This window comes from Caballeronia terrestris (genome assembly GCF_001544515.1).
In the GTDB taxonomy this organism is placed as follows: Bacteria; Pseudomonadota; Gammaproteobacteria; order Burkholderiales; family Burkholderiaceae; genus Caballeronia; species Caballeronia terrestris.
On sequence record NZ_FCOL02000010.1, the window covers coordinates 1 to 22,366 of the forward strand.

Genomic DNA, 22,366 nt, shown 5'->3' on the forward strand with positions numbered 1-22,366 from the left:
GCCGATGATAGTGCGGATCTCCCGTGTGAAAGTAGGTAATCGTCAGGCTCCTCATGCGTTAAACAAAAACCCCACCCCTAAAGTGGGGTTTTTGCGTTTCTACCCACACTCCTGCCGAAAATCTGTCCGAGACAACAAAAACGTCCTCCGGATTGTCGAAAACGCAGCAAAATCCTCCGGTTCCAGCCAGCCTCCTCCGTACCATTTACCCTTACTTCTACCTCTACAATACTGTATAAATATACAGTAAACGGAGAGGTTGCCGATAGCTCGCGCGTTGAGCAGGCCCCCTTATTCGCATCGCACCGGGGAGTTCATGGGCGCAGCAATTTCACTGATCGAGATCGGGCTGGAGTCGCCTCTGGAGCGCCAGCTATGGATTGGCGACCAGTCCAGCGACTCCGATCCCGGCGTCATTTCCAGCGGCCATCGAAGGCTTGATCGCGTTTTGCCTGGCTCGGGCTGGATGGCTGGCGTGCTCACCGAACTGCTTGTCGAGGACAGCGGGGTCGGGGAGATGCGGCTACTTTCGCGTGCGCTCCGCGAGTTGACGACGATCCAAAGCCGATCCGCCGTCTTCGTGGCTCCGCCGTGGAAGCCCTGTCAGGCGGCATTTCGTGCGTGGGGCATCGCGACGGAAAAGCTGTTCTGGGTCAAAGCTCCGGACGATCAGGCGCTCTGGGCGGCGGAGCAATCGCTGAGGCAAAAGGGCGTCGGCGCGGTGCTGATCTGGCTGCCGAAAGTGCGTCCCAAAGCATTGCGGCGCTTGCAGGTGGCCGCGCAGGAATCGCAGGCACTGGCGTTTTTGTTTCAGCCGATCGAAGCGGCGTCGCAATCGTCGGCGGCGCCGTTGCGCATGATCTGTCGCCCCGTGTTGCCCGACGAGGCACAGACCATGAACCGCCGCGAATGGATGCAGCAGGTGATGCTGGAGATCGACATCATCAAGCGGCGCGGGCCGGTGCTCGAAAAGCCGCTGCGTCTGCGATTGCCGCTGCAAATGCCGGCGCTGCCGGAGCATCTTCGCCAGTTGCGCATCGCCCGATTGGCTAGGAAAGTACGAGAGGTCAACCATGTTGTGGATAGCGGTGACATTGCCGCTTTTGTCGCTCGAAGCAGTCAAGCCGCCCTCGATGGTGACGCCGGAGACGAATTCGACCTTGCCTGGAGCGAAAGCCGCGTCAGCCCCGTCGATCGGGGATGAAAGGCAACCGTGCTTCGCGCTCGCGGATCATGCGCGCATCCTGCTGCCCGATATCGTCGCGTTTCGGCTCGGCGTGCGGCCGGGCAGCACGCGCTCGCATGCCTTCGCGCTCGCGCCGCAATTGACCCTGCTTGTCGAGGACAACCGTCTCGAAACGCAAGCGCTGGAGGCCGTTGCGCTCGCGTTGCTCGCTTTTACGCCGAAGGTCGTGCTGGCTCACGCGAATACGGTGTTGCTTGAAGTAAGCGGGAGCGTGCGGCTGTTCGGCGGCCTGAAGGCGCTGTTTTCGAAGGTGACGGCGACGGTGAAAGACAGCGGCTTCACGTCGCGAATGGGTTGCGCGCCGACTGCCTGGGGCGCGTGGCTGCTCGCCCACGCGCGCACGCGTCGGGTGATCAGGCGCACGCGCATCGTGAAATCGACGACGCTTCCGCGCATTCTCGATGTGCTGCCGGTGTCGCTGCTGCCGTCGGCGGCGACGCACGCGAATCTCTTCAAGCAGATCGGCTGCAATACGCTCGCCGATTTGCGTCGTTTGCCGCGCTCGGGCGTGACGCGCCGTTTCGGTGCGGGCGTCCTGCAACTGCTCGCGCAGGCGTACGGCGAGGCGCCCGATCCGCGCGCGGCGTTTTGCGCGCCGGCATCGTTCGAGGCGCGGCTCGAATTGCAGGCGCGCGTCGAGAGTGCGGAGGCGTTGCTGTTCGCCGCGCGACGGCTCGTGCTGCAGCTTGCCGGCTGGCTGAGCGCGCATCACGCGGCCGTCAGCGAGTTCACGCTCTTGCTCGAGCATGAACTGGCTGCGCGCAGCGCGCCGAAGACGTCGACGATGAAAGTCGCGTGGGCCGTGCCGACGCGCGACGCCGATCACGTGCTCTGGCTCCTGCGCGAAAAGCTGAATCAGACGGCGCTCGCCGCGCCCGTCATCGAGATAAAGCTGTTCGCCGACAAGGTCAGCGAGCATGCGCCGCCGCCGGACACGCTTTTTCCGATGCCCAATTCCGATAGCGAGTCGATGGCGCAACTGCTCGAGCGGCTGAGCGCGCGTCTTGGCGCGGAGAATGTGTTGCAGCTTGTCGCGCGCGATGATCATCGGCCGGAAGCGGCAATGGGCGTCGAGGTTTATCAGCCGGCGGTGAAGGGGAAGGTGAAGGCGAAGGCGACGCGCAAGAAGGCGCCCGTTCAAGCGAGGGGCGCCGCTGCGGCTGAACCGTTGGTCGAAGAAGATCAGGAAGATTTGGGGCAAAACGATGGCCAGAAATCCGGGCAAAGCCTTCAAGAAAACTTGGGGTTCGGGCTAAATCTCGGACCGAATCTCGAACAAAACATCGAGGGAAGACTCGGGCAAAACTCTGGGGAAAGTCTCAGCCAAAAGGCGCCGCGCCTTGACCAAAACTCCGGAGAAAACTCCGGGGAGAGCCTCAGTCAAACCCCAGAGCGAAAGTCCAGGCAAAACCCCGTGGAAAGCCTCTCCGGGAAAAGCCTCGAGCAAAACTCCGGGCCAACCTCCCAGGAAAATCTCGAACGAAACCCCGATCTCAGCTCGCGGAAAAATCTCGCGAAAGACCGTGAGCAAAAGCATAGGCAAACCGTCGGGCAAGGCTCCCGGCCAAACCTCAGGTCAATTCTCGTACCGAATCTTGAGCAAAACTCCGGGGGAAACATCGAGGGAAGCATCGGGGAAAATTCAACCCCAATCGACCAAAGCCTCGGCCAAAGTCTCGACCAAAGCCTCGACCAAAGCCTCGGGCAAAGCCTTGGGCAAAGCCTCGACCAAAGCCTCGGCCAAAGCTGTGGAGAAAGTTCCGGAGGAAGCCTCGGGAGAAGCCATAGGCAAACTTCCGGGAAAAGCGCTGTGCAAGCCCTTGGACAAAACTTTGGGGAAAGTCTTGGGAAAGGCTTCGGACAAAACTTCGATCCCGCCCCTGGGCAACATCTCGGGAAAAGTGTCGAGCAAGACCTTGGGCAAATCCTCAGGCTAAACCTTTGGTCAAAGCTTGGACTAATCATCGAGAACAATACTCGGCCAAAGCTTGGGCAAAAGCCCGCGGAAAGCTTCGGGCACAACCTCGACCCCGGGTGTCGTGGGCCAGACTTTGGGCACAAGCTCGGGCAAAGCTACAGGGAAAGCCTTGAGAAAAGCCTTGGGCAAAACTCCGTGAAGAGTCTCGGGCAAAGCATCGAGCAGAATTTTGGACAAAGCTCCGGGGAGAGCTTTGAGTGGAACCTTGGGCAAAGCATCGGCCAAAATTTCGGGTCAATTTCTGGGGAAAGCACCAACCAAAGCACCAACCAAAGCACCAACCCAACCCTCGCGCAAAACCCGCAAATCCAACCTCATCCAACCCCGGACGCCACCCCCGACCAACTCCCCCTAAACCTCCCCGACCGCGCCGTCCCCTCCCAACCGAGGCCCTGCTGGATCCTCGAAACCCCGCTAAAGCTCCTTCTACGCAACGAGCGCCCGTTCTACCGCCGTCCGCTGAAAATCATCAGCCGGACCGAGCGGATCGAAGCCGGCTGGTGGGACGGCAACGGCGTGCAGCGCGATTACTACATCGCCTCCGACGATCGCGGCCGCATGTTCTGGCTCTATCGCGAGCGGCTGTCGGGCGAGTGGTTCCTGCACGGATTTTTCGGATGACGATGATGGACGGCATAACCCTCAAAAAATCCGCGCGCTCGGCATCGATGAAGTCGTCGGCGTTGCTGCCCGACTATGCCGAACTGCATTGCATGAGCAACTTTTCGTTCCTGCGCGGCGCCTCGCATCCGCAGGAACTGGCCGAGACCGCGCTGGAACACGGCTACACCGCGCTTGCAATCACCGACGAATGCTCGCTCGCGGGCGCCGTGCGTGCGCACGGCGCGATCAAGGACATGGAGGCGCAAGCCAAAGCCGCTGCCGATGCCGCCTCGAAAGCCGGTCAGCCGATGCCCGAAATGCGGCTCCTGAAGCTCATCATCGGCAGCGAACTGCATCTCACCGATGCCGACGGCGCCCCGTTCTGCACGCTGATCGCGCTCGCGACCAACCGAGCAGGCTACGGCAATCTCGCCGAATTGATTTCGCTCGCGCGCTCGCGCGAACGCAAGGGCAGCTACCGGCTTAGCCCCGAGGATTTCACGAATCCGGCGGATTCAGCGGCCGATGTGAGGGATTCGACCGATCTTCGCGGTGACGTCGCGCATCTGAAGCATCTGCCCGACTGCCTGCTGATCCTCGTCCCGCAACGCTCCGCGACGCTCGCGCAAACGCTCGGCTGCGCGCACTGGCTCGCCGGTTTCGCCGCCGGCCGCGCGTGGCTCGCGCTGGAACTGTGGCAGGACGGCAGCGACGACGAGCGGCTCGCGTCGTCGCGGCTGATTTCGCAGGAGAGCGGCCTGCCGCTCGTCGCGGCGGGCGGCGCCCTGATGCACGCTCGCTCGCGCAAGCCGCTGCAGGACACGCTGACCGCGATCCGCCTGAATCGGCCGCTCGCCGAATGCGGCTACGCGCTCGAAGCGAACGCGGAGCGGCATCTGCGCTCGCGTCTGCGGATCGGAGCGCTTTATCCGGCCGATACGCTCGCCGAGACGCTGAAGGTGGCCGCCCGCTGCAGCTTCCAGCTCAACGAATTGCAGTACGAGTATCCCGAGGAGCTCGTGCCGGCGGGCGAGACGCCGGCCAGCTACCTGCGCAAGCGCGTGATGGCGGGCGCGCTCGAGCGCTGGCCGGACGGCATGGATGCGCAGACCATCGCGCAGATCGACAAGGAACTCGCGCTCGTCGCTGAGCTGAAGTACGAGAAGTATTTCCTGACGGTCTACGACATCGTCGCGTTCGCGCGCAGCCAGAAAATCCTCTGTCAGGGACGCGGCTCGGCGGCGAATTCGATCATCTGCTATTGCCTGCACATCACCGAAATCGATCCGGTGCGCATGGACATGCTCGTCGAGCGTTTCATCTCGCGCGCGCGCAACGAGCCGCCCGACATCGACGTCGATTTCGAGCACCAACGACGCGAAGAAGTCATTCAGTACATTTATCGCAAATACGGGCGGCATCGCGCCGCGCTCGCGGCGTCGCTGATCACGTACCACACGCGGAGTGCGCTCAAGGACGTCGGCCGTGCGCTCGGATTGGATGCGTCGCTGATCGAGCGGATCGGCAAGTCGCAGCAGTGGTGGGACGGGCCGGCCGCGGTCGCAGGCTATCTGGCGGAGGCCGGTTTCAAGGCGGATTCGCATATCACGAAGCATCTGATCCGCCTGACGCGTGAGTTGCGCGGCTTTCCGCGGCATTTGTCGCAGCACGTCGGCGGCTTCGTGATCGCGCGCGACAGGCTCTCGCGGCTCGTGCCGATCGAGAACGCGGCGATGAAGGACCGCTGCGTGATCCAGTGGGACAAGGACGACATCGATGCGCTCAAGCTGCTGAAAGTCGACGTGCTCGCGCTCGGCATGCTGTCGGCGGTGCGGCGGGCGCTCGAATTCGTCGCGTTGCGGCGCGGGCTGCCGGCGTTTCCCGTCGAGCGGATTCCGCGCGAGGACAAGGCCGTCTACGAAATGTGCTGCCACGCCGACACGATCGGCGTCTTCCAGATCGAATCGCGCGCGCAGCAGGGCATGCTGCCGCGCCTGAAGCCGGAAAAGTACTACGACCTCGTGATCGAAGTCGCGATCGTGCGGCCCGGGCCGATCCAGGGCGGCATGGTGCATCCGTATCTGCGGCGCACGCAGGGGCTCGAAGCGGCGGAGTATCCGAAGGAGGAGTTGCGGCCGGTGCTCGAACGCACGCTCGGCGTGCCGATCTTCCAGGAGCAGGTGATGAAGCTCGCGATGGTCGCAGCGGGCTACTCGGCCGAGGAAGCCGACCTGCTGCGTCGCGCGATGGCCGCCTGGCGACGCGGCGGTCATCTCGAAAAGTATCAGGCTGATCTGATGACGAAGATGCTCGCGCGCGGCTACGAGCAGGAGTTCGCGGAGCGCGTTTGCAAGCAGATCGAGGGTTTCGGCGAGTACGGTTTTCCGGAGAGCCATTCAGCGAGTTTCGCGCTGCTCGTGTATTTCAGCGCGTGGATCAAGCGCTACGAGCCGGCGGCGTTTCTTGCCGGCCTGCTGAACAGCCAGCCGCTCGGCTTCTATTCGCCGTCGCAGCTCGTGCAGGACGCGAAGCGCCACGGCGTCCGGGTTTTCGCGCCCGATGTTTCGTTGAGCGACTGGGAGTCGGTGCTCGAAAAGCCGGAGGGGCTTGGCGAGCGCGTCGTGTTCGATGTCGACAAGGCGCTGCGCCGCCAGCAGTTCTACGGCACGCCGGTGCCGCGCCAGATTTTCCGCAAGACGATGCGGCGCGCGGCGCGGAGGCTTGCGGCGCGGATCAGGAAGCCGTCGAAGGCGTACGGCGCGGGGGGCCCGGGCGTGCGGATCGGGTTGCAGCTCATCAAGGGTTTCTCGCAGGCGCCGGCCGAGCGGATCATGGCCGCGCGCAGCGAGGCGCCGTTCGCGAGCGTCGACGATCTCGCGCGCCGTGCGGCCTTGTCGCGCCGCGATCTCGAAGCGCTCGCGGCGGGCAACGCGCTCGCGAGCATCGCGGGGCATCGGCGGCAGGCGTGGTGGGAGGTCACGGCGCAGCAGCAGGTGCCGGAACTGCTGCGCGACGCGCCGATGACCGAGGCGCCGCTCGTCTTGCCGCAGGCGCCGGAAGGCCGCGAAATCGTCGACGATTATGCGAGCCTCGGTCTCACGCTGAATCGTCATCCGCTGGAATTGCTGCGGCCGCGGCTCGCGCAGATGCGTTTCAAAACGGCTGCCGAACTCGCGCACTACCGGAACGGGCGTTCCGCGCGGGCGTGCGGGATCGTCACGGTGCGACAGCGGCCGGGGACGGCCAACGGCACGATTTTCGTCTCGATCGAGGACGAAACCGGCGCGATCAACGTGATCGTCTGGCCGGCGCTCGTCGAGAAGCAGCGCAAGATCCTGCTCGGCGCGTCGATGCTGGCGGTGTACGGCGTCTGGCAAAGTGAGGGCGAAGTACGGCACCTGGTGGCGCAGCGGCTCGAAGACCACAGCGCGCTGCTCGGACGGCTCGCCGCGCCGAGCCGGGATTTTCACTGAGTTCGCGGGTCCGGATAGTTCGCGAGCACCTGCGCGATGGCGATATCGAACCGCGTGCGGCAGCCAATGCCGAGCGCCTCCAGCACGCCGGAATCCAGATGGCAGTCGCGCGGGCGCGGGGTCGAATCGGCGGGGGTGGTCTGCGCGACGAGCCGCGCTTCGACTCGCAGCACCCGCGCGATGTGCTCCGCGATGTCGAATTTGGTCATCGGTTCGTCGCCGGACCATTGCGTGATGCCGGTGATCGCTTCGCCGCGCGCGTGGCGTTCGATCATCTGCCGGATCACGATGGCGACGTCGGGCGTGAACGTCGGGTAGCGCGTGGCCCATGCGTCCATCAGCGCGGGTTCGGCGCCCGCCCCGGACGATTTCACGATGGCCGGCGTGAGACTCGTCACCGCCGATTCGCTCCAGTCGAGCACCGGGCCGTAAAGCAGCGGCAGCCGCAACACGCAGGCGTTCGCGCCCGAGTCGAGCAGCGCGCGCTCGCCTTCGAGCTTGCTGTGGCCGTAGGCGTTGAGCGGCGAGGGCTGATCGGCGGGGAAATAGGGCGGTTGCGTGCCGTCGAAGACATAATCGGTCGAAATCGACAGGACCCACGAGTTCAGTTCGCGCGCGGCCCTGGCGATCGAGCAGAGCGCATCGACGTTCAGCGCGCGGGCAAGTGCCGGATCGTTCTCGCAGATATCCGGACGACGCTCGGCCGCCGCGACGAGGATCGCATCGGGCTTTTCATGCTCGATGAACGCGCAGACGGCGGCGTCATCGCGGATATCGAGCTTGACGCTCCGCGCATCGCCGCGGCTGTGGGCGGTGCGCACGACCTGCCAGCCGGCGACATCGGCCAATTCGCCGGCGACGGCGCGCCCGAGCAAGCCCGACGCGCCGATCAGTGCGACTTTGAAGCCCTGCGTCATGCGCCGGTCGCCGGGACGACGGTGTAGCCGGCTTCGTCGATTGCGTCCCGGAGCGCATCGGCCGATTGCGTCGATTCGACGGCGACCCGGCCGCGCGCCAGATCGACGCTGACCTGGGCGTTCGGATCGACTTCCTGGATGGAGCGCGTCACGGCGGCGACGCAATGCTGGCAGCTCATGCCTTGAACTTCGAATTCGGTCATGTCCGGTCCTTTCAATGTCGGTGAACGTTCTCATCGTATACCTTCCTATCGTTGGAAGGTGTAGAGTCAAGTTCAGTTTTCCGGAGTCGGCGATGAATATTGGTGAAGCAGCCCGCGCCTCGGGCGTAACGGCGAAGATGATCAGGTACTACGAGAGCGTCGGTTTGCTGGCGCCAGTCGGGCGGACGGCGTCAGGGTATCGCGTATACAACGAGCAGGAGGTCCACGCGCTGCGTTTCGTGCGGCAGGCGCGTCGGCTGGGCTTTCTCGTCGAAGATATTCGCAAGCTGCTAGCGCTCTGGCAGGACCGTTCGCGGGCGAGTGCGGAGGTGAAGTCGATCGCACTGGAGCATGTCGCGGAGCTGGATCGGCGAATCGCGGAACTCACTGAAATGCGCGACACGCTGTCTCATCTGGCACATCACTGTCACGGCGATGCGCGTCCGGATTGTCCGATATTGGAACGGCTCGCGCAGTGAGGGCGGAAAAGCACCAAATTAGTGCTTTCGATGCACGTATCGAGGATTACAAGGAAAAACCTTCGTTAAAACAGTCGCTTGTGTCGCGCCGGTGCACGCACCATTCCGAAACGGAATGCACGGTATTCAAGCATTTCACTAACACATGGAGACTTCCTTCGCTATAATTCGGGTTAACCCTTTCGAGGGAAATCCCTGACCCGAACTGCCGGGGATTCAACCGTAATCCTTGGAGAACACCATGTTTGCTTTCTTGCTCGAAAAACTCAGCATTTGGTTTGAAACCGCTGAACGCCGCCGCCGCGAAGAATATCTGGCGCAATCGTCGGATATCGTTCAGCTCGAAAAGCGTATCCGCTCGCTCGAGACCAACGGCTACATGCTGTAAGTCCCCGACGCCCAACGCCGGCTGAGTCGTGAAAGCCCCGCATTGCGGGGCTTTGTCGTTTCTGGGCGTCGATTTTAGTGGTTCCGCTTGTCGCTCACTTGGCCTGCGGATGCGCGGCAAGCCACTGTTTCATGAACGCGATTTCCCTATCCTGTGCAGCGATGATGTCCTTCGCGAGCTTGCGCAGTTTCGCGTCCTTGCCGTACTTCAGCTCGACCTTCGCCATTTCGACCGCGCCCTCGTGATGCGGGATCATGTGCGCCACGAAGTCGCGGTCCGGGTCGCCGCTGTACTGAACGCTCGACATGCCGGCCATCATCGATTTGTCCGCGGCGCGGTAGGCGGCGGTCGCGGGCGACTCGCCAGCGGGCGCGGCCATTCCGGGCATGGCGTCGTGGGAAGGCGCGGTGGTTTGCGCGAATGCTTGCGGGATGAACGTGGCGCAGGCGAAGGCCAGCGCTGCCAGCCGTTTTAGTTGTGATTTCATCGCTTCTCCTTGAGAGTCGGGACGGCTAGCGTAAAGCTTGCCACCACGGTAAGGTAAAGTGTTTTCGTCCAAAGAATCGATGACGCGCGATATGAACTGCAGACTTGCCGGAAACTGGCCCGGGCGGCGCCTCCTGATGGGCGCGTCCGTTGTGGTATCGATGGTCTGCGTAGGCGAGGTGCTCGCGAAGCCGGGCGGCGAACCGCTCGTTCTCGATACCCAGACGGGCATTCACAGCGGCGTCCCCGGCACGGTATTGCAGAGCGGCTCGCTAGGCGGCCCGGGCATGGTCCACGCCCAGCCGATGGCGACGCTGCCCGAATTGCCCCAGCAGGAACAGATGCCTATTATGGTCAGCCCGTACGTTCAGTACGGGGGACAGACGTCGGGTCAGTCAACTCAACCGTATCAGCCTCAGGGCTATGGCTACGGCCAACCCGGATACAACCGCTCGTATCGCCAGCCCTCCCGCTGACGCCTCAATCCCCGCGATGTTCCAGCTTGAAAGCCGCCTTCTCATCCTGTCCGAGCGTCTTGACCAGATATGGCATCGCTTCCTTCAGCGCGCCGGCGAGCGTGTACGGCGGGTTGTAGATGAACATGCCGCTGCCGAAAAGGCCGAAACCATCGGTCGGATGGGTGCTCACAGTCAAATTCACGTGTAGCCAGTTCTTCTGCTGGAGACGCTTCAACTGATCTGGAAAACGCTGTGACTCCAGCCGCGTGACCTGCGGATACCAGACCGCGTAAGTGCCGGTCGCAAATCGCTTCAGACTCTCTTCGATGCAGTTCAGCGTGCGCGCGTAGTCACGCTTGTCCTCGTAGGACGGGTCCACCAGGACGAGCGCGCGGCGCGGGGGCGGCGGAAGCAGCGCCTTGATCCCGTCGAATCCGTCGCCTTCGTAGATCATCGCGCGGCGCCCGGCGTCGCGGAAATTGTGGCGCAGCACGTCGATTTCGGTCGTGTGCAGCTCGAAGAGACGCGTGCGGTCCTGCTCGCGCATCAGTCGCCACGCCAGATAAGGCGAGCCCGGGTAGAAGCGCAGCGCGCCGTCCGGATTCAGGGCACGCACTTCATCGACATAATCCGACAGCATCAGCGGAAGGTCCGTGCGCTCCCAGAGCCGTGCGATGCCGCTTTCGAATTCCGCCGTCTTCGTCGCGTAGCCCTCGGTCAGCGAGTACACGCCGGCGCCGGCGTGGGTGTCGATGTACCAGTACGACTTGTCCTTCTGGCCGAGATGGCGCAGCAACTGGACGACGACCGCGTGTTTCAGCACGTCGGCGTGATTGCCTGCATGGAAGGCGTGGCGATAGCTGAGCATGACGTGTGAGCCGTTGAAAGCAAATGGGGAGCCAAGCGCGGCATTGTAGCGGAGACACGTCGCCAGTCTCCCAACGCGCGGCTGCGGCAAGCCATGACGATAGCTGCGGTGCGTCCTGGGCTTCATGCACAATAGCCGCATCGAACGTCGCGGGATAGTCGGCCGAATGGCATAAGCACAAGGCAATTCGCCTAGCCCGTTCGGCCAGCTTGTTGATCCCCGCGCCGCATGTTGTCATTCGTCATCGATTGATCACTACCAGGAAGGAGGTTCGCATGGCACTGAACACGAAGCTGGACGGAAAGGTCGCGGTCGTCACGGGCGCGGCGAGCGGCATCGGCCGGGCGATCGCGCTCGCGTACGCCGAGGCGGGCGCGGCCGTCGCCATCGCGGACCTGAACCAGGCCGGCGCCGATGCCGTCGCCGAGGAGATCCGCGGCAAGGGCGGCAAGGCGATCGGCGTCGCGATGGACGTGACGAGCGAAGAGGCGGTCAACGAAGGCATCGACCGGGTGGCGGCGGAACTCGGATCGGTCGATATCCTTGTCTCGAACGCGGGCATCCAGATCGTCAATCCGATCGAGAACTACGCCTATTCCGACTGGAAGAAGATGCAGGCGATTCACGTCGACGGCGCGTTCCTCACGACCAAGGCGGCGCTCAAGCACATGTACAAGGACGATCGCGGCGGTGTCGTGATCTATATGGGATCGGTGCATTCGCACGAGGCGTCGCCGCTCAAATCGGCCTACGTGACGGCCAAGCACGGTTTGCTCGGGCTCGCGCGCGTCCTCGCGAAGGAGGGCGCGAAGCACAACGTGCGCTCGCATGTGGTGTGTCCGGGTTTCGTGCGCACGCCGCTCGTCGACAAGCAGATTCCGGAGCAGGCGAAGGAACTCGGCATCAGCGAGGAGGAGGTAGTGAAGCGCGTGATGCTCGGCGGCACGGTGGACGGCGTGTTCACGACCGTCGAGGACGTCGCGCAGACCGTGCTCTTCCTCACGGCATTCCCGACGGCGGCGCTGACCGGGCAGTCGTTCGTCGTGAGCCACGGCTGGTATATGCAGTGACCCGGCGGAGCATGGGATGTCAGTGAACGAAGGAAAGAAAATAACGCGGCGGACGGCTGTCGAGGATGCCGCGCCGTCGCCGACGCCGTCGGCAGCGCTACCGCCCACCAGCCGCATCCAGCTCCCGCCCTACGAAACCATCGCGCTGATGCTGCAGGGCGGTGGGGCGCTCGGCGCGTATCAGGCGGGCGTCTTTCAGGGCCTCGACGAAGCCGGCATCACGCCGAACTGGCTCGCGGGCATCTCGATCGGCGCGCTCAATACGGCGATCATCGCGGGCAATGCGCCGCAGGATCGCGTGCCGAGGCTGCTCGAATTCTGGGAGACCATTTGCCAGCCGGCGTTCGGGATTCCGCTTGCCGGTTTCGTCGAGCGGGCGCTCTTCAATTCCGCCGACGAAATCCGCAAGGCGTTCACGGCGATGCAGGCGGCAGGCGCGCTGGTCGAAGGGCAGAAGGGCTTTTTCGTGCCGCGCTTTCCGCCGCCGTCGCCGCTCGCGGCCGGCCTTCCTCAGGCGGCGAGCTATTACGACACCGCGCCGCTCAAGGCCACGCTCGAGCGGCTGTGCGACTTCGACCGGATCAATTCGGGCGAGATGAGGGTATCGGTGGGCGCGGTGAATGTCGCGACCGGCAATTTCGCCTATTTCGACAACACGCGCATCACGCTGCGCGCCGAGCACTTCATGGCGTCCGGGGCATTGCCACCGGGCTTCGCGGCGGTGGAAATCGACGGCGAGTATTTCTGGGATGGCGGCCTGATGTCGAACACACCGCTCTACGAGGTCGCGATGGCGAGTCCGCGCCGCGACACGCTCGCGTTCCAGGTCGATCTGTGGAGCGCGCGCGGGCCGGTGCCGGACAGCATCGTCGACGTGATGGGGCGCGTGAAGGACGTCCAGTTTTCCAGCAGGACGCGCATGGTCACCGACATGATGCAGCGCTCGCAGCGCTATCGGAACGTGCTGCGGCATGTGCTGGAGCAGGTGCCGGAAGCCGTCCGCGAGACCGATCAGTGGTGCAAGCTCGCTGCGGAACTGGCGTGTTCGAAGCGTTACAACGTGATCCACCTCATCTACCGGCACAAGGAATATGAGGGGCATTACAAGGACTATCAGTTCGGCCTCTCGACGATGCGCGAACACTGGGAAAGCGGCCTCGTCGATATTCGTGGCTCGCTCGCGCATCGTGACTGGCTCGAGATGCCGAACGGCGAAGCGCGCTTCGTAACGCACGACATCCATCGCGACGGGCGCAAGGACGCCGGATAGGGCGGTTAGACGAAAAAAATGGCGCCCGCATCAGCAGGGCGCCATTTTGGATACAGCTTCGAGCGGCTTACTTCAGCACGTGCGCGACGGCGTTCGCCACGACGTCGAGGTTGCGCGTGTTCAGCGCAGCCACGCAGATGCGGCCAGTGCTCACCGCATAGATGCCGAACTCTTCACGCAGGCGATCGACTTGCGGCGCCGTGAGGCCCGAGTACGAGAACATGCCGCGCTGACGGCTCACGAAGCTGAAATCGCGATCGACGCCGCTCGCCTTCAGGCGCTCGACGAGGCCGTTGCGCATCGCTCGGATGCGGTCGCGCATTTCGCCGAGTTCCTGTTCCCACGTCGCGCGCAGGTCCGGCGAAGCCAAAACGGCCGCGACGACGGAGCCGCCGTGCGTCGGCGGGTTCGAGTAATTCGTGCGGATCACGCGCTTCAGTTGCGACAGGACGCGCGCGGATTCTTCCTTGCCCGTCGTGATGATCGACAGCGCGCCGACGCGCTCGCCGTACAGCGAGAACGACTTCGAGAACGAGGACGACACGAACACGTTCAGATCCGCGTTCGCGAACAGGCGCACCGCGGCTGCATCCGCTTCGATACCATCGCCGAAGCCTTGATACGCGATATCGAGGAACGGCACGAGGCCGCGCGCCTTGACGACATCGACCACCTGGCGCCACTGCGCGTCGGTCAGGTCGACGCCTGTCGGGTTGTGGCAGCACGCGTGCAGCACGACGACCGTGCCGGCCGCGTAGCCGTCGAGCGCCGCGAGCATGCCTTCGAAGTTCACGCCGTGGCTGGCCGCGTCGTAGTACGGATAGTTCACGACCTCGAAGCCCGCGCCTTCGAACAGCGCGCGGTGATTTTCCCAGCTCGGATCGCTGATCGCGACCTTCGCACCCGGATTCACGCGCTTCAGGAAATCCGCGCCGATCTTGAGCGCGCCCGTGCCGCCGAGCGCTTGTGCCGTGACTACGTGGCCGGCTGCGATCAGCGGCGAATCGTCGCCGAGCAGCAGTTTCTGGACGGCGGCGTCATAGGCGGCGATCCCTTCGATCGGCAGGTAGCCGCGCGGCAAAGCGGCGTCGACGCGGGCCTTTTCGGCCTCGCGAACGGCGCGCAGAAGCGGAATCTTGCCTTCTTCGTTCGTATACACGCCGACGCCCAGATTGACCTTGGTCGTGCGCGTGTCGGCGTTGAAGGCTTCGTTGAGGCCCAGAATCGGGTCGCGGGGAGCGAGTTCGACGGCAGAGAAAAGAGACATGATTTTTCGGCAGTAGTGGAAAGACGTGCGGCAAGGACCAGCGAGGAGGGCGAGGCGACTAGGGGCAATTGAACCGCGTCGCAGCCCGGAAGAGGCTAAAAATGAGCACTGGATAAGCTCAATTTGCCATTGTAACGAATCGTCCCGAGGTTTTTCGCGGACGTCCGGCCGGCTTTTTGGGTTTTTTGGGCTCGATTTCTGTCGAAACGCCGGTTAAACACGGGATCGCGGCACCCTTGCCATTTCGCCGATCGCCCGCATCTCGAAATTTCACGCGTGCGTTTCAGGCTGGGCGCGCGCCCCTTCCGCAACTCCGAACCGCCGATCCCGTGCCCCGACGCGAACCGCTAGAATGGGTGTTTGCTCTCGGCGAAGGCTACGTTTCCTCATGTCCGATACCCTCATCGAAACGCCCGAAGCCCTCGACGAATCGAAGTTCGTCAGTTTCGATGGCTCCCCGTTTCAGCTCTATCAGCCGTACCCGCCCGCCGGCGACCAGCCCGAGGCGATCAACACGCTCGTCGAAGGCATCGAGGACGGGCTCTCGTTTCAGACGCTGCTCGGCGTGACCGGCTCCGGCAAGACGTTCACGATGGCGAACGTCATCGCGCGCATGGGCCGGCCGGCCATCGTGTTCGCGCCGAACAAGACGCTCGCGGCCCAGCTCTACGCCGAATTCCGCGAGTTCTTCCCGCGCAATGCCGTCGAGTATTTCGTCTCGTACTACGACTATTACCAGCCGGAAGCCTACGTTCCGCAGCGCGATCTGTTCATCGAAAAGGACTCGTCGATCAACGAGCACATCGAGCAGATGCGCCTCTCCGCCACCAAAAGCCTGCTGGAGCGGCGCGACGTGGTGATCGTCGCGACGGTGTCGGCGATCTACGGTATTGGGAATCCGTCGGAATATCACAAGATGATTCTGACGCTGCGCATCGGCGACAAGCTCGGCCAGCGCGACATCATCGCGCGGCTGATCGCGATGCAGTACAACCGCAACGAAGCCGACTTTCAGCGCGGCTCGTTTCGCGTGCGTGGCGACACGATCGATATTTTCCCGGCGGAACACGCCGAAATGGCCGTGCGCGTGGAGCTTTTCGACGACGAAATCGAGTCGATGCAGCTTTTCGATCCGCTCACCGGGCGCGTGAAGCACAAGATCCCGCGCTTCACCGTCTATCCGTCGTCGCATTACGTGACGCCGCGCGATACCGTAATGCGCGCGATCGAAACCATCAAGTCGGAATTGCGCGAGCGGCTCGAATTTTTCCACAAGGACGGCAAGCTGGTCGAGGCGCAGCGGCTCGAACAGCGCACGCGTTTCGATCTCGAAATGCTGCAGGAACTGGGTTTCTGCAAGGGCATCGAGAACTATTCGCGGCACTTTTCGGGCGCGGCGCCGGGCGAACCGCCGCCGACGCTCGTCGATTATCTGCCGCCCGACGCGCTGATGCTGCTCGACGAGTCGCATGTGCTGATCGGCCAGTTGAACGGCATGTACAACGGCGACCGGGCGCGCAAGGAGAATCTTGTCGATTACGGCTTCCGGATGCCGTCCGCGCTCGATAACCGTCCGCTCAAGTTCAACGAGTTCGAGCGCAAGATGCGCCAGGCGATTTTCGTTTCCGCGACGCCGGCCGATTACGAAAAGCGCACGTCGGGTCAGGTTGCCGAGCAACTCGTGCGGCCCACCGGTCTCGTCGACCCGGGAATCGAGGTGCGCCCGGCGCGCTCGCAGGTCGATGACGTGCTCTCCGAAATCAACACGCGCGTAAACGCCGGCGATCGCGTGCTGGTCACGGTGCTGACCAAGCGCATGGCCGAGCAACTGACCGAATTTCTCGCCGATCACGGCGTGAAGGTGCGCTATCTGCACAGCGACATCGATACGGTGGAGCGCGTCGAGATCATCCGCGATTTGCGGCTCGGTACGTTCGACGTGCTGGTCGGCATCAACCTGCTGCGCGAGGGGCTGGATATTCCGGAGGTGTCGCTCGTCGCGATCCTCGACGCCGACAAGGAAGGTTTCCTGCGCGCCGAGCGCTCCTTGATCCAGACGATCGGCCGGGCGGCGCGCAACGTGAACGGCAAGGCGATCCTCTACGCCGACAACATGACCGATTCGATGAAGCGCGCGATCGGCGAGACAGAGCGGCGGCGCGCGAAGCAAATCGCGCATAACGAAAAGATGGGCATCACGCCGCGCGGTGTGACGAAGCGCATCAAGGACATCATCGACGGCGTCTACAACGTCGACGATGCCCGCGCCGAACTGAAGGAAGCGCAGACTCGCGCAAAATTCGAGGACATGTCCGAGAAGCAGCTTGCGAAGGAGCTCAAGCGGCTGGAAAAGCAAATGATGGATCACGCCAAGAATCTCGAATTCGAAAAGGCGGCCCAGACGCGCGACCAGTTGTCGCTCTTGCGGCAGCGTGTGTTCGGCGCGAACGTCGGCGATCATCTGACCGGCATCGACTGAAGTTTTCAGCAGGAGATCCAAAGCGCGTCGATTCATACGAATCGACGCTTTTTTTTTGTACATGGATCGGTGGCGGAATCGACCGGAAACCCCTGTCGCGTCAAGGCTGTAAGTCTCCTCAAATTGTTATGCCGAACGAACGGTGCTAAACTAAATAAATATTGAGAATGGTTCGTATTAACGTTCCATAAGTATTCTCAATGACGTCTCAGGGCGGCCGGCACCGAGGGTCGGCTACACGGATCATTTCGAGGTGGGCGCAAGAGGCGTCCCAGTCCATCGATAAAAACAAGGAGTGACTGATGCTGGGTTCAACATTGATGCGCGGCACGCTCGCCGCAGTGGCGCTGGCGGCGACGACTTCGGCGATGGCAGCCGAATATCCGATCGGCAAGCAGCACATCGAAGGCGGCATGGAAACGGGCGCGGTCTATCTGCAGCCGATCACGATGGCGCCGGAAGGCATGATGCGCAAGGCATCGGAGTCGGACATCCACCTCGAAGCGGACATCCACGCGGTCAAGAACAATCCGACCGGTTTCGCTGAAGGCGACTGGATGCCGTACCTGCAAGTCACATATGAATTGTCGAAAGTCGGCTCGACGCAATCGATCAAGGGCGACCTGATGCCGATGGTCGCAAGCGATGGCGCGCACTACGGCGACAACGTCAAGCTGTTCGGCCCGGGCAAGTATCACCTGAAGCTGCACATCTCGCCGCCGGCGCAGAGCGGCCACTCGGCGTTCGGCCGTCACGTCGACAAGGAAACGGGCGTGGGCCCGTGGTTCAAGCCGTTCACGATCGAATACGACTTCCCGTTCGCCGGCATCGGCAAGAAGGGCGGTTACTAAGCATGTGCATAAGAGGCGCGCCGCGCGCCTCATTTCAGGAAGGTTGCATGAAAGTCCAAATCCAGGTGGCGGCGCTTGCGTTGTCGGCGCTCTTTGCCGGCATCGCCCATGCCGCCGATCTGCCGACGTTCAAGCTCGAAATGAACGACGGCAAACTGAACCCCGAGCGCATCGAAGTGCCGGCGGGACAGCGCATCAAGATCGAAGTGCACAACATCGGCAAGGGGGCCGCGGAATTCGAGAGCCTCCAGCTGCGCAAGGAAAAAGTGCTGGCGCCCGGCGCCGACTCTTTCGTCGTGATCGCGCCGCTTTCCCCCGGCGAGTACAAGTTCTTCGACGATTTTCACCAGACGGCGCAAGGCGTGATCGTCGCGAAATAGGCTTTGCGCGCGGCGGTTCGTTCGGTTCGTTCGGTTCGTTCGTTGCGTTTTTGCGTGGAAGCAGCAATGGCTGGAGGATTTTGATGGGTCAGGTTCTTTTCATCGTATGGCGCGAGAGCGTCGAGGCGCTTCTGGTCGTCGGCATTCTGCATGCGTGGCTGAAGAACGGCGATCACCATGCGCGGCGCGGCCTGCCGTATCTGTGGATCGGCGTGGCGATCGGTCTTGTGGCCGCGATCGCGCTTGGCGCGGCGCTGATCGGCTTCACGGAAGTCCTCTCCGGCGACGCCCAGGATTACTTCCAGGCGGCGATGGTGCTGGCCGCGTGCGTGCTGATCGTGCAGATGGTCCTCTGGATGCGGCGCCACGGCCGCACGCTCAAGAAGGACATGGAAGCGTCGCTACAGAAGAGCACGCAGGACGGCCACTGGTGGGGCATCGCGCTCCTCGTCGCGCTCGCGATCGCGCGCGAAGGCAGCGAGACGGCCGTTTTCCTCTACGGCGTCGGCTTCGGACAGTCGGGCCACGTGGCGGCGTCGCAGTACGTCGCGGTGATTATCGGACTGGGGCTCGCGTTTTTCACGTTCTACATCCTGCAACTGGGCGGCAAGTACTTCTCGTGGCGCATCTTTTTCCGCGTCACCGAGATCATGCTGCTGTTTCTCGCGGCGGGCCTCTTCGAAACCGGCGTCGACAAGCTGATCGACAAGGAAATACTCCCGATCGTGATCAATCAGGCCTGGGACACGTCCTGGCTCCTCGACGATTCCAGCACCTTCGGCTCGCTCGTCGCGACGCTGACGGGTTATCGCGCGCACCCGGCGGGCATGAACCTGATCGCGTACGCGGTCTACTGGGCGGTGATCTACCTGCTGATGCGCCGCTCGAAGTCGAAGATGGCGCAAAAAACGGCGAGTCGTCCAGCATGAGCAGTGTCCTCGAACGGCCGGGGCGGCTACGCCAAGCCGGTCAATGGATGCAACGGCACGGCAACGTGATCCGCGGAATTCAGTGGGTCGTGGTTGCCGTGTACGCGTTTCTGATCCTCGTGCCCGCCGTGATGCCGCTGCCCGACGGCGCCGCCCACCTCTGGAGCAACCTGACGCTCGCCGCGCAGTTCGTGTTCTGGGGCATCTGGTGGCCGTTCGTGCTGCTGTCGATGGTGATGCTCGGGCGCGTGTGGTGCGGCGTGCTGTGTCCGGAGGGCGCGCTGACCGAATTCGCGAGCAAGTTCGGCCGCGGCTGGGCGATCCCGCGCTGGATGCGCTGGGGCGGCTGGCCTTTCGTCGCGTTCGGCCTGACGACGATCTATGGCCAGATGGTCAGCGTCTATCAATATCCGAAGGCGGTGCTGCTCGTTTTGGGCGGCTCGACAGTCGGCGCGATGATCGTCGGCGTGCTGTACGGGCGCGAGAAGCGCGTCTGGTGCAAATATCTGTGCCCCGTGAACGGGGTTTTCGCGTTATTGGCGCGTCTCGCGCCGTTCCACTACAAAGTCGACGAAGACGCCTGGCGCCGCTCGTACAAAGAGGGCGAGCACGGCCATCGCGTGATTCCGATCAACTGCGCGCCGCTCGTGCCCCTGCGCAACATGAAAGGCGCTTCCGACTGCCACATGTGCGGCCGATGCAGCGGCCATCGCGATGCGATCGCGCTGTCGTGGCGCTCGCCGTCGGAGGAAGTCGTCCAGCTCGGCGACAAGCAGGCGAACGCCTGGGATACCGCGCTGATCCTCTACGGGCTGCTCGGCATCGCGATCGGCGCGTTCCACTGGACGGTCAGCACCTGGTTCGTCGACCTGAAGCAGATCTTCGCGACCTGGCTCATCGATCACGACATCCTCTGGCCGCTTGATACCAACGCGCCGTGGTACCTCTTCACGCATTACCCCGAGCAGAACGACGTCTTCTCCTGGCTCGATGGTGGCATGGTGATCGGCTATATCGTGGTCACCGGGCTGGTGTACGGCACGGTGCTCCTCGCGCTCGTCGCGGGCGCGACACGCATGGTCGGCCGCTTCGAGTGGACGCGCCTGCATCACCTGACGCAGTCGCTGATCCCGGCCGCGGGCTGCGGCGTGTTCCTCGGCTTGTCGGCGACGACCGTCGCGCTTCTGCGCGCCGAGCACGTGCCGCTCTGGTGGGTGACCGACCTGCGGCTCGGGCTGCTCGGCATCGCGAACGTATGGAGCGCGTGGCTCGCATGGCGTGTGACGGCCCGGTATACGGCTCAGCGTATTGTTCCGCGCGCGGTGGCGATGTTATGGTTTGTCGCTGCGCTGGCCGTTGTGGACAGCGCCTGGTACCTGATGTTCTGGGGCTTTTCCCGATAAACCTGTGAGCCGAATGTGAGAACGAAACCCGTACTGACCGACGACGACGTCAAGGCCATCGCCGCCGCAGCCGAAGCGCACGCGCTCGAACACCACTGGAACGTGACGATTGCGATCGTCGATGATGGCGGCCATTTGCTGCACCTGCATCGCCTGGAAGGCGCGGGCGCGAGCACCGCCGAAATGGCGACCGGCAAGGCGCGCACCGCCGTGCTCGGCCGTCGCGAAACCAAAGTCTACGAAGACATGATCAAGCAGGGCCGCGTTGCGTTCCTGAGCGCGCCGATGACCGCGATGCTCGAAGGCGGCGTGCCGATCATGGTCGGCGCGGATATCGTCGGCGCGGTGGGGGTGTCGGGCGTGAAGTCGGAGCAGGACGCGACGATCGCACGCGCGGGCATCGCGGCGTTGAAGATCGAGAACGTTTGAAGCTGCGCCCATAAGCAGTAAAACAAACGGCGCGTTTTCCGTGAGGAAAGCGCTCCGTTTTCACATCTGGCGTCGCAGTGTTTTCCAGCGACCGCGATCGCAAAACCCGAGCAGGAACCAAAAAAAGCGGCTTCGCTTGCTATCGACGACTGGCTGGTGTTTGCACGAAGGGGTCTAATTTCTCGCGTGCAAGTCGTCCTCGCTGGCTATTGCCAAACACCTCTCGAGGAGGTGGTCCCCACAATACCCGGTACCGCAATTCGTTCGAGCGTTGATTCGTTACTTCGTCAGGATCAGCTTGCCCAGGCGCGTGGCGCGCAGCTGATAGGTTTCCCCGTTATGCATGATGCTGACATGACTCTGGCCTTGCAGCAGCGCATCGCTGCGCAACGAACGTTCGCTCGATTGCGTCGATGGAGCCGAGACGCTGACCGTCGCGACGGCCGCCTGTTTCGGTCGCGTGATGGCGGCATCGCGAACGACCGGGGGGCGCAGCCGAAGCGTGGAAGAGCGCAGGGTGTCGGTCATGTCGAGAGTTCGTTCGTTGATTCGATGGATTCATAGTAAATGATAACCATTCCTATTTACAACAACGATTTGTTCATCGAAAGACACTTTTTGATAGTTTGCGACGATGCGGCGTTTCCAGCGCGCGGCATCGTCATGAATCAGTGAAGCGGGCCTTCCTCGCTGCGTCCGTGCACGAACTGTCGAATGAGGCGCACGGTGTCGATGTCGTTCTCGCGATACGCCGATTTCACGATCTCCTGTGTCTGATGCGCGTCGGCGCTGGCGGTGGCATCGTCGGCGACGGGGAGGGTCGTGGCATATGTGAAGCGCAGGAAAAGCTGCAGTTCGTCGGGCTGCTCGATCGCCATCGTCAGCGACCCGCCGACGTAATCCGGCGTCGGCAGGATGTCGTAGCGCGCGCTGGTGCCGGCCGTCAGCGTCACGCGATCGCGCACGACCGCCTGACCGTAGTGCAGTTCGCGCTCCATCACGTCGCCTTCGCGCGTGAGGATCGTGCAGCTGTCGAGGCCGAGCACGAAGAGTTGCGGCTGTTCCGCGCGCAGGACGAGGCCTTCCCACAACTGCTCGCGCGTCAGCGGTTCGACGAACGGATTCAGCGGGTCGTTGATCTGGATCAGGTGTTCGAAATTCAAAACGACGGTTTCCTTCTTCTTGATTC

21 protein-coding genes are annotated in these 22,366 nt (G+C 63.0%); 14 read left to right on the forward strand and 7 right to left on the reverse strand.

Going from position 1 to position 22,366, the window contains the following annotated elements; genetic code table 11:
• The first annotated feature begins 316 nt into the window (after positions 1–316).
• From imuA to AWB67_RS11055, 3 genes are read left to right on the forward strand one after another with little or no spacing between them, the layout of a single operon-like run.
• Positions 317–1,204 carry a translesion DNA synthesis-associated protein ImuA gene (gene imuA, locus AWB67_RS11045; RefSeq protein ID WP_087656289.1) on the forward strand — a complete coding sequence of 296 codons (888 nt, stop codon included), beginning with the start codon at positions 317–319 and terminating at the stop codon, positions 1,202–1,204.
• Positions 1,134–3,845 carry a Y-family DNA polymerase gene (locus AWB67_RS41795; RefSeq protein ID WP_235025115.1) on the forward strand — a complete coding sequence of 904 codons (2,712 nt, stop codon included), beginning with the start codon at positions 1,134–1,136 and terminating at the stop codon, positions 3,843–3,845. The genes imuA and AWB67_RS41795 overlap by 71 nt, the downstream gene beginning before the upstream one ends.
• A 5-nt stretch (positions 3,846–3,850) precedes the next feature.
• Positions 3,851–7,300, forward strand: coding sequence for an error-prone DNA polymerase (locus AWB67_RS11055; protein ID WP_087656418.1), 3,450 nt, complete (start codon positions 3,851–3,853; stop codon positions 7,298–7,300).
• Here AWB67_RS11055 and AWB67_RS11060 read toward each other — a convergent pair.
• Positions 7,294–8,217, reverse strand: coding sequence for a dTDP-4-dehydrorhamnose reductase family protein (locus AWB67_RS11060; RefSeq protein ID WP_087656290.1), 924 nt, complete (start codon positions 8,215–8,217; stop codon positions 7,294–7,296). The genes AWB67_RS11055 and AWB67_RS11060 overlap by 7 nt on opposite strands.
• Positions 8,214–8,420, reverse strand: a complete 207-nt coding sequence (locus AWB67_RS11065; RefSeq protein WP_087656291.1) for a heavy-metal-associated domain-containing protein — start codon at positions 8,418–8,420, stop codon at positions 8,214–8,216. The genes AWB67_RS11060 and AWB67_RS11065 overlap by 4 nt, the downstream gene beginning before the upstream one ends.
• 92 nt (positions 8,421–8,512) lie before the next feature.
• Here AWB67_RS11065 and cueR point away from each other — a divergent pair, with 92 nt between their 5' ends.
• Together cueR and AWB67_RS11075 are read left to right on the forward strand one after the other, a co-directional pair.
• A complete protein-coding gene (gene cueR, locus AWB67_RS11070) occupies positions 8,513–8,899 on the forward strand; it encodes a Cu(I)-responsive transcriptional regulator (protein WP_087656292.1) in 387 nt (128 codons plus the stop codon).
• Positions 8,900–9,140: 241 nt separating this feature from the next.
• A complete protein-coding gene (locus AWB67_RS11075; protein ID WP_087656293.1) occupies positions 9,141–9,287 on the forward strand; it encodes a DUF3563 family protein in 147 nt (48 codons plus the stop codon).
• A gap of 94 nt (positions 9,288–9,381) precedes the next feature.
• Here the strand turns inward: AWB67_RS11075 and copM are convergent, their stop codons facing one another.
• Positions 9,382–9,774 carry a CopM family metallochaperone gene (gene copM, locus AWB67_RS11080; protein ID WP_087656294.1) on the reverse strand — a complete coding sequence of 131 codons (393 nt, stop codon included), beginning with the start codon at positions 9,772–9,774 and terminating at the stop codon, positions 9,382–9,384.
• A 136-nt stretch (positions 9,775–9,910) separates the two neighbouring features.
• On the opposite strand from copM, the gene AWB67_RS11085 reads away from it, so the two are divergent.
• Entirely contained in the window at positions 9,911–10,249 is a 339-nt protein-coding gene (locus AWB67_RS11085; protein ID WP_087656419.1) for a hypothetical protein, read from the forward strand.
• Between the two features lie 4 nt (positions 10,250–10,253).
• Here the strand turns inward: AWB67_RS11085 and AWB67_RS11090 are convergent, their stop codons facing one another.
• Positions 10,254–11,099, reverse strand: coding sequence for a 23S rRNA (adenine(2030)-N(6))-methyltransferase RlmJ (locus tag AWB67_RS11090; protein ID WP_087656295.1), 846 nt, complete (start codon positions 11,097–11,099; stop codon positions 10,254–10,256).
• Positions 11,100–11,374: 275 nt separating this feature from the next.
• On the opposite strand from AWB67_RS11090, the gene AWB67_RS11095 reads away from it, so the two are divergent.
• Both AWB67_RS11095 and AWB67_RS11100 read left to right on the forward strand, forming a co-directional pair.
• Positions 11,375–12,169: a 3-hydroxybutyrate dehydrogenase gene (locus AWB67_RS11095; protein WP_087656296.1), complete on the forward strand. Its 795-nt coding sequence runs from the start codon at positions 11,375–11,377 to the stop codon at positions 12,167–12,169.
• 16 nt (positions 12,170–12,185) lie between these two features.
• Positions 12,186–13,439: a DUF3734 domain-containing protein gene (locus AWB67_RS11100; protein ID WP_087656297.1), complete on the forward strand. Its 1,254-nt coding sequence runs from the start codon at positions 12,186–12,188 to the stop codon at positions 13,437–13,439.
• 67 nt (positions 13,440–13,506) lie between these two features.
• Here the strand turns inward: AWB67_RS11100 and AWB67_RS11105 are convergent, their stop codons facing one another.
• Complete coding sequence (locus AWB67_RS11105; protein ID WP_087656298.1) at positions 13,507–14,706, reverse strand: amino acid aminotransferase; 1,200 nt, start codon at positions 14,704–14,706, stop codon at positions 13,507–13,509.
• Positions 14,707–15,094: 388 nt separating this feature from the next.
• Here AWB67_RS11105 and uvrB point away from each other — a divergent pair, with 388 nt between their 5' ends.
• From uvrB to AWB67_RS11135, 6 genes are all read left to right on the forward strand, one after another.
• Positions 15,095–17,185, forward strand: coding sequence for an excinuclease ABC subunit UvrB (gene uvrB, locus AWB67_RS11110; protein WP_087656299.1), 2,091 nt, complete (start codon positions 15,095–15,097; stop codon positions 17,183–17,185).
• Positions 17,186–17,487: 302 nt separating this feature from the next.
• Positions 17,488–18,036: an iron transporter gene (locus AWB67_RS11115; RefSeq protein WP_087656300.1), complete on the forward strand. Its 549-nt coding sequence runs from the start codon at positions 17,488–17,490 to the stop codon at positions 18,034–18,036.
• Positions 18,037–18,083: 47 nt separating this feature from the next.
• Positions 18,084–18,416 carry a cupredoxin domain-containing protein gene (locus tag AWB67_RS11120; protein ID WP_087656301.1) on the forward strand — a complete coding sequence of 111 codons (333 nt, stop codon included), beginning with the start codon at positions 18,084–18,086 and terminating at the stop codon, positions 18,414–18,416.
• Positions 18,417–18,499: 83 nt separating this feature from the next.
• The gene (locus tag AWB67_RS11125; protein WP_087656302.1) at positions 18,500–19,345 is read left to right on the forward strand and encodes an FTR1 family iron permease; all 846 of its coding nucleotides are present in this window, start codon (positions 18,500–18,502) and stop codon (positions 19,343–19,345) included.
• Positions 19,342–20,748, forward strand: a complete 1,407-nt coding sequence (locus tag AWB67_RS11130; RefSeq protein ID WP_200822208.1) for a 4Fe-4S binding protein — start codon at positions 19,342–19,344, stop codon at positions 20,746–20,748. The genes AWB67_RS11125 and AWB67_RS11130 overlap by 4 nt, the downstream gene beginning before the upstream one ends.
• Before the next feature lie 15 nt (positions 20,749–20,763).
• The gene (locus AWB67_RS11135; protein ID WP_087656304.1) at positions 20,764–21,177 is read left to right on the forward strand and encodes a GlcG/HbpS family heme-binding protein; all 414 of its coding nucleotides are present in this window, start codon (positions 20,764–20,766) and stop codon (positions 21,175–21,177) included.
• Between the two features lie 279 nt (positions 21,178–21,456).
• Here AWB67_RS11135 and hemP read toward each other — a convergent pair whose 3' ends face one another.
• Positions 21,457–21,705 carry a hemin uptake protein HemP gene (hemP, locus tag AWB67_RS11140; protein WP_087656305.1) on the reverse strand — a complete coding sequence of 83 codons (249 nt, stop codon included), beginning with the start codon at positions 21,703–21,705 and terminating at the stop codon, positions 21,457–21,459.
• 140 nt (positions 21,706–21,845) lie between these two features.
• Positions 21,846–22,340 carry an SRPBCC family protein gene (locus AWB67_RS11145; protein WP_087656306.1) on the reverse strand — a complete coding sequence of 165 codons (495 nt, stop codon included), beginning with the start codon at positions 22,338–22,340 and terminating at the stop codon, positions 21,846–21,848.
• Positions 22,341–22,366 lie beyond the last annotated feature (26 nt).